Raw genomic sequence first — 14,149 nt, 5'->3', positions numbered from 1 at the left:
TTTCATGCCCCTTTGTGAACCCTCGGTTCATGGGAGTTCATCCGAAAATGACCCCAAGTAAGCAGTAAGCGGTAAGCAGTTAGCAGATAAAGACTGCCTTTCCTGTTTACTGCTCACTGCTTACTGTTTACTATTTTCATTGCCCTTTGTGAGCGCCCCGCTCATGAGCAGGGCATCTGCAATGGTTTACCATTCCTGACTTTTACGCATCTTTTGATATTCCAGGTGATCCGTTAAGTCATCCACTATCTTCCCCCAGTCTTCAATACTGAGGTTTTCAGGACGTACAGAGAAGTCTATGCCTGCATTACCGAGTATTTCCTCAAGACTCTCCTTTTTAAAACCAGCCATTGCAAGTGAATTTAAAAGGGTCTTCCTCCTGTGAGAGAATGCAGATTTGATAATGGCCCAGAACAGGTTTTCATTACTGACCCTCACTGCCGGATACTTTCTTGGAACAATCTTCACTACTGCTGAATCTACCTTTGGAGAGGGGAAAAAGGCGTCCCGTGGTATCTCCAATTCTATTGATGGAATTGCATTGTACTGTACGGCTATTGATAATATGCCCCAATCCTTACAGTTCGGTGATGCGACTATCCTGTTCGCCAGCTCCTTTTGAAGCATAATGGTCATGTCAATAATCTTATTTTGGGATTCCATGAGCTTAAAGATGATAGGCGTGGAGATATAATAAGGGATGTTTGCGACTATCTTAAACCTTGATTCAATGGTCTCAAACCTAAATTTCAATACATCTTCTTCAAGCACAGTCAGGTTAGGATATGACTGTGCCTTTTCCTCCAGATATTCATAAAGCTCATGGTCTATTTCCAAAGCAAGGACTTTCATGGCCTTCTCTGCAAGGCGGAATGTCAGCGCACCCTTACCCGGGCCTATTTCAATAACCCTGTCATCTTTAGTGATATTTGCAACCTCTACTATCTTCTCAATCAACAGCTCATCCTTCAAGAAGTTCTGGCCGAGGTGTTTTTTTGGGGCTGTTGATTTATTAGGCATGTGTATACCCCACCATCTCTACAGCAAGTTTGATAGCCTCTATCAAGCTCCTCGGGTCTGCACAATTTTTTCCTGAAATGTCATAAGCAGTCCCATGGTCTACTGAGGTACGTATAAACGGAAGTCCAATCGTAACATTTACTGCCTTGCCGAATGCAAGGAGTTTAATCGGGATTAAACCCTGGTCGTGATACATGGCGACTACAATATCATAATAGCCTTCCTTTGTCTTATAAAAAAGTGTGTCGGCAGGCATCGGGTCGCTTACATTCATACCCTCACCGCGCGCATCAAGTATTGCCGGCATTATCTCATCCCATTCTTCTGTGCCGAATAATCTCCCTTCCCCTGCATGTGGATTGAGTGCGGCTACTGCGATTCTTGGGGCATGATTATCAAAATAACCCATAGCCTTGTGTGCAAGCCGGATTGTTCTGAGGACACTCCCTTTCCTAATATGCACCGGAATATTATTTAAAGCGATATGTGATGTGACAAGAATAACCTTAAGCCCCCCTCCTACCATCATCAGACCGAAGTCTTTTGTCCCTGAAAGTTCTGCCAGCATTTCGGTGTGACCAGGATATGAGAACCCTGCAGCATTGATTACCTCTTTGTTTATTGGGGCAGTTGTTATTGCATTAATCTTTTTTGACATAGCAAGTTCTGCCGCCTTCTTTATATATTCTACTGCCGCAGTCCCGCATACCTTGCTTGGGATGCCTGATTGCAGGCCGTCGGCATCAACATTATTAAGGTCAAGAATATTAATAACCTTTCTGCCGGGGAAATGCCCGCTTACATCATCTACTGTATTAATCTCCCCTGAAAGTTTACAATTTTTAAGTGTTTTGTTTATGACCGATGCGTCGCCGATTACAACAGGGCGGCAAATTTTGTGGACATCGGATTCAAGAAGAGTTTTTACAATAATTTCGGGGCCTATTCCTGCAGGGTCCCCCATTGTGATACCAATCACCGGACTTTTAGCCATGTTCTTGTTTCTCCTTCCTTGAGTTTTGTTTATAGCAGCCATCTATGCAGCCCCCCTCTTTTCCTCCGGTTCCACATGCACAACTACCTCAGTGACGGTTGTAAACTCTTCTTTGATTCTGTCCTCCACCTTGTGAGCCAGGTCGTGGGCATCTTCTATTTTTAGATCCGAAGGTACGTGAAGTCTTAAATCAACATACACATCAGTAGCAGACCCGCGCGTCCTTATATCATGACATTCGTTTACACCATTAACTCCTAATGCAACTTTCCTTATTGCCGAAGGGCTGATCCTTGAGTAATCACTCAGCACCTTAGTCGCCTCAGACAGGATTTCGTAACCGGTCCTGCCGATCAGCAGGGCTATAACAAACGCTGCTATCGGGTCTATCATGGGGACACCGGCATATACAGCGGCAAGGCTGACTAATACGGAGACTGATGCGAAAATATCACTCTTAGTGTGTAGTGAATCTGCAATCAGAATATCGCTTCTTAACTCTTTACCTTTTCTATTTTCATACATCATAACATATAAATTGACCCCGATAGTAACAATCATTACAACGAAACTGAATAATTTTACATCAGGTACACTATGAAGTCTGAATCGTAGATAGGCATCCCTCAACACACCGTAACATGCCAGAAACAAAAATATAGATATTACAAGTGAGGCAAGGGTTTCATATTTTTTATGACCGTAGGGATGACTCTTATCAGGCGGATGGTACGCAAGCCATATCCCGACAAGCCCGACAATATTTGATGTACCATCAAATAACGAATGATACCCATCCGCCGTCATACTGAGTGACTGAGTATATTTCCCATACGACAACTTAGCCACAGCCACAGCCACATTAAGAAAGAGAGTATATACCAGTACCTTTCTCACATTGGCATAAGAATTCATAGGGCCTATTATAGTCTACAGAAAAATTAAAGGCAATATATGGAACATCCTTATGGATGATGAAAATAAGGCACACTCACCCGGACCCTTCCGCCAGGGGAGAGGAAGGCTAACGTTTATTCCCTCCCCTTCAAGGGGAGGGTTAGGGTGGGGATGGGGTTTATTCCCATGTAAAAACATTAATATGCCTCATAAGCCTCATACGCAATTGTTAAAAATTCTCCTAATTGTTGAGGAGTTATAACAGCGCCCCTTGTAAAATCATACATCCTGACATTGACATCAATGACCTTTTTTATCTGCTCATCTAAATACTCTTCACCATAACCCCAACCCAAACCGCTTCCGGCATGAAAAGTAATCTGATAAAAGTCGGCACCATTCTTATCTAATGCCCTGCCCATCGAGAGTGTAGGTGGGAGACCTGCGAAGCGGCTGTTGCCCAGTATAGCAATGACTACCTTGAAATCATTTTCCCCGGATAATGACAGATAAAACTCCCTTTCAAGCATCCATCCATCCATCTGTAGAACAACTCAATTTCCCTCTAAAGAATAGAAAGCGTTTATCTAACAACATAAATGTTAATGACCTTGATAAATTAACATTATGTTCAAGCTCTGTTTCCGGGATTCCCTCAGGTAAATAGGCATAGTCACTTGCCTCAAGACTGTTATGGATAACCGGCCAGAACCTTTTTAAAAGAAGACCATCCAGATATTTCTTAACATCCGGCTTCTCAAGGATTACCAGATCGCTTGGTGTATTTGCCTTCTTAGCTGCCTTTATTATCCAATTCTGTTCCATGTAGCTTCCTCTGTTTATCTTGTACTCTTTCCTTATGGTCTCCCTAAAGGAAGTAAGAGTGCTTATAATTTCTTCTATGTTTTTTTGCGTTTTCATACTTTTGTCACTAATAAATTAACCTGTCCAGGAATTTTATATCCACCTTGATCTATGTTTCCTCCTTCAGTATCAACTCTATTTTTTCCTTAAGCTTTGGTAAATCCTTTTCAACTGTTCGCCAGACTTTCTTTATATTAACACCAAAGTAATGGTGTATTAGTTTATCCGAAAATCACCTCCGGCGGGGTAAGAAAACCCCGCCTATCCCTATCTACGAGGATAGGCGGGACTTTCTTGTCCCGCTGATTTTCATGGCCCTTTGTGAACCCTCGGTTCATGGAAGTTTATCCGAAAATCACCATAGCTCACCCTCCCCCTACCCCCCTCCCGTCAAGGGAGGGGGAATAAAACCATGGACCCTCTCCCCCAGGCGGGAGAGCTGCAATTAAATTCCTACCAAATCCCTCCCCCCCCTCTTTTGCGGGGGGAGGCAGGAGGGAGGATCCGGGTGAGGGGGCCTCATTTTCATCATCCTTTGTGAGCCCGCGGCTCATGCGCGTTCATCCCTCATTGTAGATAACCTTTAAGTCGTCCATTATGTATTTCTTTATATAAGGACTGATTGAATCCTCTGTTAATAGATCCACTTTGATCTGGAACTCTTCAGACAACTCCTGTTCTATTCCAACGAAATCTAATAAACTTATTTCATCATCAACCTCTTCAGAAAACCGTATTAATAAATCGAGGTCGCTTTTTTCAGAATAGTCTCCCCTTGCATAAGAACCAAATATGGCAAGGTAATTAATTTTATGTCTCCTGCATATCTCAATAAGTTTCTGTATGTCTATGGTCTTTTTTACTCCCATCTCATAACAACCTTTCCTGTGCTGTCCCCTTTTTTCATATCCTCTCTGAGCCTCTCCCTTCCTGCACGGAAGCCGTCGAGGAGTTTTTTCTCTTTACTCTCATTGGGCAGGGGCTTAAGAAAACAAATCATCCTCTACCAATTTCATGTACCTATTTACATAAAACATTTCAGGTTCATGTTTGCCTGCTCAACTGTCTCTTCTCCTTGTAACTCTGCTTTCATACGTATAATGCCTCTTTTAAAATCCTTTCCACAATATACCGAACAATCTCTACCCTTTTAAGCTTAGGATGGGGCTGATATTTTATTGGAGAGACTGTAGCAAAAAACAAAGGAAAAGTCATCATAAAAAGGAGCCCCATTTTGTAATTATTGACATACATAACTAAAGCTAATAGAATTCCTTGCTACTATGGCAAAAAGAATCGGGATAATTTCAAAACCAAGAAAGAAGGATGCGGGGGATATACTTTCTAATCTTGTAGAGTGGCTTCAGAAAAGGGCAGTAGAACCCCTTATGGATAAGGAGACCACCGGCCTTATAGATTTAAAGACCTATTATGAACGGCCTGATATTGCCGCACTTTCGGAATTTATCATTGTCTTGGGCGGTGACGGGACGCTCCTAAGTGTTGCAAGACATATAGGCGGGAAAGGTACCCCGATTCTCGGTGTTAATCTTGGCAGTCTCGGTTTCCTGACAGAGGTTTCTCTTGATGAGATGTATCCCCTGCTTGAGGAAATACTTGCAGGTAAAATGATAGTTGACGAGCGTGTGATGCTGGATGCATCTATTCAAAGGGGTGGGAAAGAGGCTGCAAAATATTTAGTCCTGAATGATGTAGTGATCAATAAAGGTGCACTTGCAAGGATGATACTGATGGAGACCCGTGTGGGAGGAAAATATCTCAACATGTATCGTGCAGATGGATTGATTATATCAACCCCCACAGGTTCAACAGCTTATTCACTCTCAGCAGGAGGCCCGATTGTATATCCTACTGTAGGTTCTTTAATTATAAGCCCGATATGTCCTCACACCCTAACCAACCGTCCTATAGTAGTTCCGGATAATTTTGATATTGAGATTACACTGCATTCAGAAAATGAAGATGTACTTGTTACACTTGATGGACAGGAGGGTTTTCCCCTGAAATATATGGACACTATTACAGTAAAAAAGTCTGCAATAAAGACAAAACTTATTCTATCTCCCAAGAAGGATTACTATCAGATTTTAAGGCAAAAGCTACGGTGGGGAGATAAGCTTTTGTAGGAGCAAAGCAGAAGTTAGAGGGAAGATGTTAGAAGCAAGAAGTTAGAAAAAAGAAGAACCCTTCGACTATCTCAGGATAACAGAGCAAAGATAACCCACTCACCCGGGAGGGGAGAGGGTGCTTAGTTATTCCCTCCCCTTCAAGGGGAGGGTCAGAGCTTGCCCCCGAAGAAGTAATCGGGGGGGTGGGGATGGGGTTCTCTATAGCTTACATGCAACCGTTTCTGATTTGCTCATCAGATATTCGTGCATTGCCTTTGATGCCTTTTTGGCCTGGCCCATGGCCTTGATAACAGTAGCGCCTCCGGTGATGATGTCACCTGCTGCATAAACCCCTTCACGTGAGGTCTTTCCGGTTGCAGGGTCAACAACGATTATCCCTTTTTTATTCGTCTCAAGGCCCGGTGTTGTCTCTTTGATTATGGGATTTACTCCAAATCCAAGCGCCATTACAACTGTATCAACCTCTTCAATATATTCTGAACCAGCAACCGGTTTTGGGCTTCTCCTGCCGGAGGCATCCGGTTCACCGAGTTCCATCTTAATACATTCCATCCCTTTGACAAAATAGTTCTCATCACCAATAAACCGTACAGGGTTTGTCAGGAATTTAAAATCAACACCTTCCTGTTCCGCATGTTCCATTTCACGCGGCAGACAAGGGGCCTCTTCCCTGCTCCTCCTGTAATAAACCGTTACCTTTTCAGGTTTCAACCTCGCAGAGGTCCTTGCTGCATCCATTGCCGTATCTCCAGCGCCGATGACTGCGACCTTTTTACCGAGAAATACCGGGGTGAGGCTGCTGTCAGGAAATTGGTCGGCACGCATCAGATTCACCCTTGTAAGGAACTCGTTGGCAGAATATACACCGCAAAGGTTCTCGCCGGGTATGTTCATAAAATACGGAAGTCCTGCACCGGTTCCAACGAGCACTGCATCGTATCCCTCTGCAAACAGGTCGTCAATGGTAAGGGTCTTTCCTATGATTGCATTACAGATGATCTCAACACCCATCTTTTTCAGTATATCTATCTCAGTATCAATAACATCAATAGGAAGCCTGAATCTTGGGATACCGTATACAAGAACACCCCCCGGCCTGTGCAATGCCTCAAAGATAGTTACCTTATGGCCTAACCTTGCAAGCTCGGAGGCACCGGTAAGACCTGCTGGACCTGAGCCTACAATTGCAACCCTCTTCCCCGTCGGGGCCGCTACTTCAGGGACTTCAATAGCCCCGCTCATCCTCTCATAGTCTGCTGCAAAACGTTCCAGTCTCCCTATTGCAACTGACGGCCCCTTTTTTCCCACAACACACACCAGCTCACACTGTTCCTGCTGTGGACAGACCCTTCCGCATATTGCAGGTAACAGGTTATATTTTTTAAGTGTCCTCGCAGCCCCTATGTAATCACCGGCCTCTATCCTTTTTATAAATGAAGGAATATCTATGCCGACAGGACATCCCTTTACGCAGGGCGCCTTGCAGTTTTCAAGACATCTCTTTGATTCTTCAAATGCTGTAACCTGAACATAACCAAGTGGAACCTCTGCAAAATTTCCAACCCTCGCATGAGGCTCCTGCTCAGGCATATCATGGATATGTATCTGCATTCTTTCTTTATTTGATATTGTATTGCTCACAGATTATTCTCCTTAACCAACAAAAAATAGTAAGCAGTAAACAGTGGATGCAGGTTTTATCTGCTACCTGCTTACTGCTTACTTGAGGTCATTTTCAGTTGAATCACTTACACGCACACAATTCCATTGCCTTTTTCTCTAAAGGCACATACATCTTCTGGCGATAGACCAGTTCATCAAAATTAACCTGATGGCCGTCGAAATCCGGACCGTCTACACAGGCAAATTTTGTAGTACCCCCAACCTCAACACGGCATGCACCACACATTCCGGTTCCATCAACCATAATCGCATTCAAACTGACATAAGTTTTAATATTAAGCGGTCTTGTCAGTTCTGAAACAGCCTTCATCATCGGCACAGGGCCTATGGCAGTAACCATGTGAACAGGCTCATGTTTTAATATCTCTGAAAGCACATCTGTAACCAGCCCTTTAGTACCTGAACTGCCGTCGTTTGTTGAAACCTCAACCCTGCTGCAGATTGTACGCAATTCATCTTCCATAAGCACAAGTTCTTTTGTCCTTGCCCCAATAATACCAATTACCTTATTCCCTTTTGCAATCAGCTCTCTTGCTATAGGAATTATCGCCCCTGTTCCATAACCTCCGCCTATTAAAACACAGGTTCCATAATTGTCTACGTGTGAGTGTTGTCCCAGCGGACCTGCAAGGTCTGTCAGAGAATCACCGACATTCAGATTTATAAGTTCAGTCGAAGTTCTCCCTACTGCCTGAACAATAATCCTTACTGTCCCTTTTTCCTTATCCCAGCCGGAGATACTTAACGGTATCCTTTCCCCGTTCGGGCTAACCCTGACAATAACAAACTGACCCGGCTGCATCTTCTTTATGGCCAGGGGGGCTTCAATCTGCATCATTACTGTATTAGGTGCAAGTTCCTTTTTTCCCAAAATTTTAAATGACATATCTCAAACCTCTCCAATATATATTTACATAAAAAACTATTATCTAAGTAATTGCATACACTAACACAGGATAGGGTATTTGTGTCAAGAAAAATTTACATTTTGGAGAGGACTTTTCAGGAAATTAAATCACCATTATAGATAAGCTCTTTTCCCTTGATAATATCGTAAATAATTATGCCTCTGTCACCAAGTGTTATAACAAGCTGTCTGTCAATACTGCTGTTTTCCACATCAATGTCAGACGGCGGCTCCATATAATTGTTATGTACATGATAGATACCTATATATTTACCTGCCAAATCAACTGAACCGAGAAATGCCTTAAAATCATAAGGGGAGAGGATATACTTTGATTCAGAGTGAATATCATAGTTCGATATAAAATTCTTTATCAGGTCAACCTTTCTATCATTGTCAGGTTTTTCAGACTTCAGTACCTTAATCGTATTATCAATCATACGTTCATCAATCCCGACATTTATTAAAACCTCACGGCTATCACTCTTCTGAATAAAAGATAGGAAGTCCGAAACAGGGGAGTCTTCAAACTTATGAAGTTCGTCAGAAAAGACCTTATTCTTAGAGGGTATCTCATGTAACCTGATTTTAGGCCCCTTAGATGTATATTCCATAAATGCAATCCCGCCGATTTCTGTATTATTCAGTTCCCGTGACTGGACGACCCGTCTGTAGATATGCGTGACAGTATCCTTATCTTCCAGTGCCTTCAGGATATCACCGGAAGGTGTCTGGTCTATGTTAAATGTATACTTTTTAACAATAGCAATCTCTTTGAAATGGCCTATCAATCCGTAGGGGAAATCTGTTGTAAGCAGATTATAGAATACTACAGGCCCCTTCAGGAAATTGAGGTTCCTCTCTTTAAGATTGTTTATTGGAGAATTGAAAGGCGGGAAGACAGTTGCAAAAAATTCCAAGTAAAGAAGGAATACAGGGATTAGCCAGTAATTATTCAACTGACGTCTTGCCCTGTTAGTAAAGGTCTTTTTTCTACGATCAAAGAACCCATTGGTGTCAAATGAGTCGCCGTAATAGTCGAATCCATCACCTTTCATAGAACTTTTTAAAAACGCAATTTTTATACCAGAATAATTAAAAGGTGAACTCCCATGAACCGAGGCTTCACAAAGGGCCATGAAAATCAGCGGGACAGGAAAGTCACGCCTATCCTCGTAGATATGGATAGGCGGGGTTTTCCAACCCCGCCGGAGGGGGACATTCGGATAAAAATACTTGCAATGACTGTCTTTAAAAATTATAATGCAACAATTATGGTTAAAGCGGTGGGTATAAAAGCAGGGATAGGTGTCTTTTTTTTCATATCAATATTTTTTTCATTCCTTAACATTCATGAGGCATCTGCGTTAGATGCATCTTTATTAATATCATATTTCAATTCAATAGATAGTAGTATATTTATCCATTTGCCGGAAGAAAAAATAATCATTGCTACCCCTTCCCTAAATCCCCTCCCGCAAGAGGTGGGGAGACCCGAAGAAAAAACGAGCGGCGAGGAAACGGACTTTATCCCCCCTCCCTTAACTGAAGATGAGCATGAAGAAGGTGAACAGTCGGCAATGAAAATCCCCTCCCCATTGAGGGGGGAGGGTCAGAGCTTGCCCCCGAAGTATTTATCGGGGGATGGGGGTGAGCTACGAGAATTTTCTACTGAACAGGACAATGACTCATCGAACCCTGTTATTACGAAAGTATCTTCTTATATTGATTTCTTTACCACAAAGAGAGGTCATTCAATCTTTCAGGCATGGCTTAATCAGGCAGGGCCGTATATCCCTTTTGTTAAGGATATTCTTAGGGAAGAGGGGATACCGGAAGATTTGGCATTACTTCCTTTAATAGAGAGCGGTTTCAATGTAAACGCGAGGTCACCAAAACAGGCCGCAGGTATGTGGCAGTTCATGGCATCAACAGGGGCTATGTACGGGTTAAAGGTAAATAAATGGGTGGATGAGAGGAGAGATCCTGTAAAATCAACGAGGGCGGCGGCAAGACATCTAAAGGATCTTTACAACACGTTTGGCGACTGGCCGCTTGCACTTGCCTCATACAATGCAGGTAGCGGCAAGGTTAAGAAGGCAATTGAACGAACAGGCTCTGCTGACTACTGGGAAATTGAGGATACCAGGGCATTAAAGCCGGAGACACAGAACTATGTCCCCAAGTTTATGGCAGCAGTAATCCTTGCAAAAAATCCCGATGACTTTGGATTCACTATCACAGACGGCCCTGCTATTAAATATGATGTGATAGAAGTACCAGGTGGTATTGACCTCAATAGTATTACAAAAATATCAGATGCTGATTATGAGGAACTCAGGAAACTTAACCCGGAGCTTAAAAGCCAGATAACCCCTTCTGTAGAAATATACTATACTCTGCGTGTGCCTGAAGGGGCAGGGCCCTCCATTGTCGAAACCTACAATAAGCTGCCTCTTTCAAAAAGAGGGGTTTACAGGGAATATAGAGTAAGGAAGGGAGACACTGTATCTAAAATAGCAAAAAAGTACAGAGTAGATAAATCAACAATAAGAAATGCCAATAATCTCAATAAGAAATATAGGATTAAACCGGGTGATTATATAGTTGTTCCACTTATACCCTCTCTTAGAGAAAGTGATATGAAGCTAATAGCAACCTCTGAATTTTTATCAGACATTATATAAAAACATGTGTAAATTAAGATTAACTGTATAATAAGGTTGCAGGTTTTACTTGTGTGTAATATATAGGCACAAAATCCACTCCAATTACCTCTTTTAGGTACTTTGGTTACACATTTTAAAACAGGATTCCTATACAACTATTCATAAATAATAATAATTTGCTGAGTTATCATAGTGTTTTATATGTTTTAAATGGGTTTTGCCGGATTTTTTCAGAATTGCACAGTTTTTGCAATTCATATCTGAACATGACATTTAAAACAAACTCACAAAGGAGATGACAATGGAAAACGAACAGAAATTACGCGACCCGCAGACAAGTAAGATTGCAATGGACCTCCATCTTGCAAAGTTTAATTATTTCATGGCAAAAAAAGACTGGAAGTCGGCTGTTATGGAATTACAGCAGGCACTTAACGCAGTTATCGAGATACTTGACCATGCCAATAAGACATTAAGAAAGATTTCAGAAAAATATCAGCAGAACAAACCTGAGGTGACTGCTGTTGCTAAGGCAGAGACTAAGGTCGAAGGGAGTTTAAGGACTGAAAGGATTTCAGAGGATACAGTCCTTGTTGAATATCCGGGGAATAAGATAGTACTGAAGAAGATATAGATAATTATTCTTTATCTGTCTTATTTTTACCTTTTGGATTGCCTGTAAAAACATCAAACCTGAGGCCAGAGATTGGCCTCAGTGAGGTTACCCTGAAAACCAACTGCTTTATTGTAATCGGTTCGACCTTTTTTATTTCCTTTATAGTAGGCAAAAATATTAATGCCATACATAGTCTCAATACCCCTGAGCTTAAAAAGAGCCATTGAAGATTTGAAGTCATGCTAATCCTAATATTAGAAATGGAGATGGATACCGGAAGATAACTTGATAACCAACCTCCTGATATTGCCCCTGCAAATGTCCCGACTGCAATCAATACATTAAATATCGCAAAACTCTTGGCTAATTTAGGAGATGGGATTGAGTCATAAATAAAATTACCCATACTAAGGCTGAAACCAGCCCATGATAAACCTGCCAGCATCTGTACCATAAGGATATAATAGAAGTGTGAGGAAAACAGCCATAAAACAGGAACAACAGGTAATGTAAAACCTGTAATTTCAAGTATCTTTCTGTTACCGAATTTATCCCCGAATTTACCCCAGTTATGTAATGTCAGGAACTGTATAAGTACAGCAGTTGCAGAGACTGTCATAAACTGGAGGTAGGAAAAATGGAGGTCCCTGAGCATAAAGACTGAAAAGAATGGACCGGCCATCATTACTGAAAAGTGCATTAACCCGACATACACAACAAAACGGACAAAACTTGAGTGCCTGAAACCTGCAAGAAATTCAACTACACCGAAATCATCTTTGCCATCTACATCATAAGGCGGGTTTATTATCTTTGATAAAGAATAGGCTGACATAAGTCTTGCAATCAGGGCTATAAAAAATAGTATAGAAAAACCTATCCATACCCATGATGCCCCGGATTTTTCCGTAATATGGAGAATCCCCCCGCCAATTACCAATGAACCTAATGTAAAGATACTCATTATCTTGTTTCTGTAACCAAAATACGTACTGCGTGTCCTTTCAGGGACAATATCCCCCATCAGGCTGTTCCAGGGAGGTGTGCCGAGGTTTCCTCCGGCAAAGTATATGGTTACACACAATATTAAGAGATATGCCGCATAAGGTCTGAAAAGAAAAGGGAGTAAAAGGATAGGAATCCATGTAAGCGCCTGCGAGATAACCCCAATGAGCATAATGGTCAAGCGGTTTCGGATACGGTTAAGGATATTGATTGATATTAATTGAACCAATGCCCCCAATAGCGGGGGGATAGATGCAAGAAATCCTATCTGAGAGTTGGTTGCCTGGAGGAATATGGCAAAGGGGCTTATATAGCTTTCACCAATCCCTACCATTGTGGCAAAGTAGACACCATCTTTAATAGCATAAGATAGGCTTTTTGAGTCAGTTGAATTGTTTTCCATTTCTTGAAGTTTTATTATCGGAATGTTTTAACGCCTATTCTCGCACAATATTTTACAATATTGCACTCACTGCAAATAGGAGAAACAGGCTTGCAAAGATTCTGTCCGAATGTAACCAGGAGGTCATTATATATCTTCCAGTACTTCCGTGGCAATTTCTTTCTAAGGGCTTCTTCAGATTCATCCGGTGTCTTAGTTTTTATATAACCCCACCGGTTGGAAATCCTGTGAACATGCGTATCAACACAAATACCATCTTTATCATAACCAATAGTAACAACAAGGTTTGCCGTCTTGCGGCCGACACCCTTCAGCTTTAGAAGCTCATCTATATCATCAGGGACAATTGAATTATAATCTTCCACAAGTCTCTTACAAATCTCAATAATATTTCCTGCCTTAACCCTGTAAAACCCGGCAGGGAAGATAGCCTCTTCTATCTTTTCAACCGGAAGACTCATCAAAGCCTCCGGCGTATCTGCAAGAGCAAACAGCCTTCCGGATGCAGCGGCTGTTGTAGTATCTTTAGTCCTCAGGCTGATTATGCAGGAAATAAGTACCTTAAATGGATCCTTGGTATTTTCTGCGACGATGCTTACAGCAGGGGTGCTCCACTTATCTACATCTTTTTTTAAGATGGTTATTATTTTGTGAATGTCGTTGTCTTGCATCCGAAAATCTCCATAGCTCACCCTACCCCTACCCCCCTCCCGTCAAGGGAGGGGGGAGATTATGCATACTTTCATATCTCCCCTCCCCTTGCGGGAGGGGACTAAGGGGAGGTGGCCTCATTTTCATCAACCTTTGTGAGCCGAAGGCTCATGGCGGTTCATCCGAAAATGACCCCAAGTAAGCAGTAAGCGGTAAGCAGTTAGCAGATAAAGACTGCCTTTCCTGTTTACTGCTCACTGCTTACTGTTTACTATTTTCATTTCCCTTTG

General features: G+C 42.1%; 16 protein-coding genes. 3 read left to right on the top strand and 13 right to left on the bottom strand.

Annotation, left to right across the window (positions count from 1 at the left end; translation table 11 throughout):
• Window positions 1-186: 186 nt before the first annotated feature.
• The 8 genes from rsmA to HZA08_02830 all read right to left on the bottom strand — a co-directional run bounded on the left by rsmA (window position 187) and on the right by HZA08_02830 (window position 4,775).
• On the bottom strand, window positions 187-1,020 hold the full coding sequence (gene rsmA / locus HZA08_02865) for a ribosomal RNA small subunit methyltransferase A (protein MBI5192367.1): 834 nt from the start codon (window positions 1,018-1,020) through the stop codon (window positions 187-189).
• A complete protein-coding gene (pdxA, locus tag HZA08_02860; protein ID MBI5192366.1) occupies window positions 1,013-2,014 on the bottom strand; it encodes a 4-hydroxythreonine-4-phosphate dehydrogenase PdxA in 1,002 nt (333 codons plus the stop codon). Before pdxA ends, rsmA begins: the two co-directional genes overlap by 8 nt.
• Window positions 2,015-2,056: 42 nt before the next feature.
• Window positions 2,057-2,929, bottom strand: coding sequence for a cation transporter (locus HZA08_02855; GenBank protein ID MBI5192365.1), 873 nt, complete (start codon window positions 2,927-2,929; stop codon window positions 2,057-2,059).
• A 179-nt stretch (window positions 2,930-3,108) separates the two neighbouring features.
• Window positions 3,109-3,453, bottom strand: coding sequence for a hypothetical protein (locus HZA08_02850; protein ID MBI5192364.1), 345 nt, complete (start codon window positions 3,451-3,453; stop codon window positions 3,109-3,111).
• Complete coding sequence (locus HZA08_02845; GenBank protein MBI5192363.1) at window positions 3,434-3,736, bottom strand: hypothetical protein; 303 nt, start codon at window positions 3,734-3,736, stop codon at window positions 3,434-3,436. Before HZA08_02845 ends, HZA08_02850 begins: the two co-directional genes overlap by 20 nt.
• A gap of 148 nt (window positions 3,737-3,884) precedes the next feature.
• The gene (locus tag HZA08_02840) at window positions 3,885-3,992 is read right to left on the bottom strand and encodes a DUF86 domain-containing protein (protein ID MBI5192362.1); all 108 of its coding nucleotides are present in this window, start codon (window positions 3,990-3,992) and stop codon (window positions 3,885-3,887) included.
• 343 nt (window positions 3,993-4,335) lie between these two features.
• Window positions 4,336-4,644, bottom strand: a complete 309-nt coding sequence (locus HZA08_02835; protein MBI5192361.1) for a nucleotidyltransferase family protein — start codon at window positions 4,642-4,644, stop codon at window positions 4,336-4,338.
• Entirely contained in the window at window positions 4,635-4,775 is a 141-nt protein-coding gene (locus tag HZA08_02830) for a hypothetical protein (GenBank protein ID MBI5192360.1), read from the bottom strand. The genes HZA08_02835 and HZA08_02830 overlap by 10 nt, the downstream gene beginning before the upstream one ends.
• Window positions 4,776-5,058: 283 nt before the next feature.
• On the opposite strand from HZA08_02830, the gene HZA08_02825 reads away from it, so the two are divergent.
• Window positions 5,059-5,922, top strand: coding sequence for an NAD(+)/NADH kinase (locus HZA08_02825; protein ID MBI5192359.1), 864 nt, complete (start codon window positions 5,059-5,061; stop codon window positions 5,920-5,922).
• A gap of 201 nt (window positions 5,923-6,123) precedes the next feature.
• On the opposite strand, the gene gltA is transcribed toward HZA08_02825, so the two are convergent.
• The 3 genes from gltA to HZA08_02810 form a co-directional block, all read right to left on the bottom strand.
• Window positions 6,124-7,536: an NADPH-dependent glutamate synthase gene (gene gltA, locus HZA08_02820; protein ID MBI5192358.1), complete on the bottom strand. Its 1,413-nt coding sequence runs from the start codon at window positions 7,534-7,536 to the stop codon at window positions 6,124-6,126.
• A 133-nt stretch (window positions 7,537-7,669) separates the two neighbouring features.
• The gene (locus HZA08_02815; GenBank protein ID MBI5192357.1) at window positions 7,670-8,494 is read right to left on the bottom strand and encodes a sulfide/dihydroorotate dehydrogenase-like FAD/NAD-binding protein; all 825 of its coding nucleotides are present in this window, start codon (window positions 8,492-8,494) and stop codon (window positions 7,670-7,672) included.
• 116 nt (window positions 8,495-8,610) lie between these two features.
• The gene (locus HZA08_02810) at window positions 8,611-9,573 is read right to left on the bottom strand and encodes a hypothetical protein (protein ID MBI5192356.1); all 963 of its coding nucleotides are present in this window, start codon (window positions 9,571-9,573) and stop codon (window positions 8,611-8,613) included.
• Window positions 9,574-9,627: 54 nt separating this feature from the next.
• On the opposite strand from HZA08_02810, the gene HZA08_02805 reads away from it, so the two are divergent.
• Window positions 9,628-11,202 carry a transglycosylase SLT domain-containing protein gene (locus tag HZA08_02805; protein MBI5192355.1) on the top strand — a complete coding sequence of 525 codons (1,575 nt, stop codon included), beginning with the start codon at window positions 9,628-9,630 and terminating at the stop codon, window positions 11,200-11,202.
• 283 nt (window positions 11,203-11,485) lie between these two features.
• On the top strand, window positions 11,486-11,818 hold the full coding sequence (locus HZA08_02800; GenBank protein MBI5192354.1) for a hypothetical protein: 333 nt from the start codon (window positions 11,486-11,488) through the stop codon (window positions 11,816-11,818).
• 4 nt (window positions 11,819-11,822) lie between these two features.
• Here the strand turns inward: HZA08_02800 and HZA08_02795 are convergent, their stop codons facing one another.
• Both HZA08_02795 and HZA08_02790 read right to left on the bottom strand, forming a co-directional pair.
• Window positions 11,823-13,208, bottom strand: coding sequence for an MFS transporter (locus HZA08_02795; GenBank protein ID MBI5192353.1), 1,386 nt, complete (start codon window positions 13,206-13,208; stop codon window positions 11,823-11,825).
• 14 nt (window positions 13,209-13,222) lie between these two features.
• A complete protein-coding gene (locus HZA08_02790) occupies window positions 13,223-13,879 on the bottom strand; it encodes an endonuclease III (protein ID MBI5192352.1) in 657 nt (218 codons plus the stop codon).
• Between the last annotated feature and the right edge of the window lie 270 nt (window positions 13,880-14,149).

This window comes from Nitrospirota bacterium, from assembly GCA_016212215.1.
In the GTDB taxonomy this organism is placed as follows: domain Bacteria; phylum Nitrospirota; class 9FT-COMBO-42-15; order HDB-SIOI813; family HDB-SIOI813; genus JACRGV01.
The sequence above is the reverse complement of the archived record's forward strand: the minus strand, read 5'-3'. Positions and strand labels throughout refer to the sequence as shown.

What these genes read in the sequence shown, in the direction of transcription:
- HZA08_02830 (MBI5192360.1), bottom strand. Translation starts at nt 4,775, where the DNA reads ATGATTTGTTTTCTTAAGCCCCTGCCCAATGAGAGTAAAGAGAAAAAA.
- HZA08_02800 (MBI5192354.1), top strand. Translation starts at nt 11,486, where the DNA reads ATGGAAAACGAACAGAAATTACGCGACCCGCAGACAAGTAAGATTGCA.
- HZA08_02805 (MBI5192355.1), top strand. Translation starts at nt 9,628, where the DNA reads ATGAACCGAGGCTTCACAAAGGGCCATGAAAATCAGCGGGACAGGAAA.
- HZA08_02825 (MBI5192359.1), top strand. Translation starts at nt 5,059, where the DNA reads ATGGCAAAAAGAATCGGGATAATTTCAAAACCAAGAAAGAAGGATGCG.
- rsmA (MBI5192367.1), bottom strand. Translation starts at nt 1,020, where the DNA reads ATGCCTAATAAATCAACAGCCCCAAAAAAACACCTCGGCCAGAACTTC.
- HZA08_02790 (MBI5192352.1), bottom strand. Translation starts at nt 13,879, where the DNA reads ATGCAAGACAACGACATTCACAAAATAATAACCATCTTAAAAAAAGAT.
- HZA08_02850 (MBI5192364.1), bottom strand. Translation starts at nt 3,453, where the DNA reads ATGGATGGATGGATGCTTGAAAGGGAGTTTTATCTGTCATTATCCGGG.
- HZA08_02795 (MBI5192353.1), bottom strand. Translation starts at nt 13,208, where the DNA reads ATGGAAAACAATTCAACTGACTCAAAAAGCCTATCTTATGCTATTAAA.
- gltA (MBI5192358.1), bottom strand. Translation starts at nt 7,536, where the DNA reads ATGCAGATACATATCCATGATATGCCTGAGCAGGAGCCTCATGCGAGG.
- HZA08_02815 (MBI5192357.1), bottom strand. Translation starts at nt 8,494, where the DNA reads ATGTCATTTAAAATTTTGGGAAAAAAGGAACTTGCACCTAATACAGTA.
- pdxA (MBI5192366.1), bottom strand. Translation starts at nt 2,014, where the DNA reads ATGGCTAAAAGTCCGGTGATTGGTATCACAATGGGGGACCCTGCAGGA.
- HZA08_02855 (MBI5192365.1), bottom strand. Translation starts at nt 2,929, where the DNA reads ATGAATTCTTATGCCAATGTGAGAAAGGTACTGGTATATACTCTCTTT.
- HZA08_02845 (MBI5192363.1), bottom strand. Translation starts at nt 3,736, where the DNA reads ATGGAACAGAATTGGATAATAAAGGCAGCTAAGAAGGCAAATACACCA.
- HZA08_02835 (MBI5192361.1), bottom strand. Translation starts at nt 4,644, where the DNA reads ATGGGAGTAAAAAAGACCATAGACATACAGAAACTTATTGAGATATGC.
- HZA08_02810 (MBI5192356.1), bottom strand. Translation starts at nt 9,573, where the DNA reads ATGAAAGGTGATGGATTCGACTATTACGGCGACTCATTTGACACCAAT.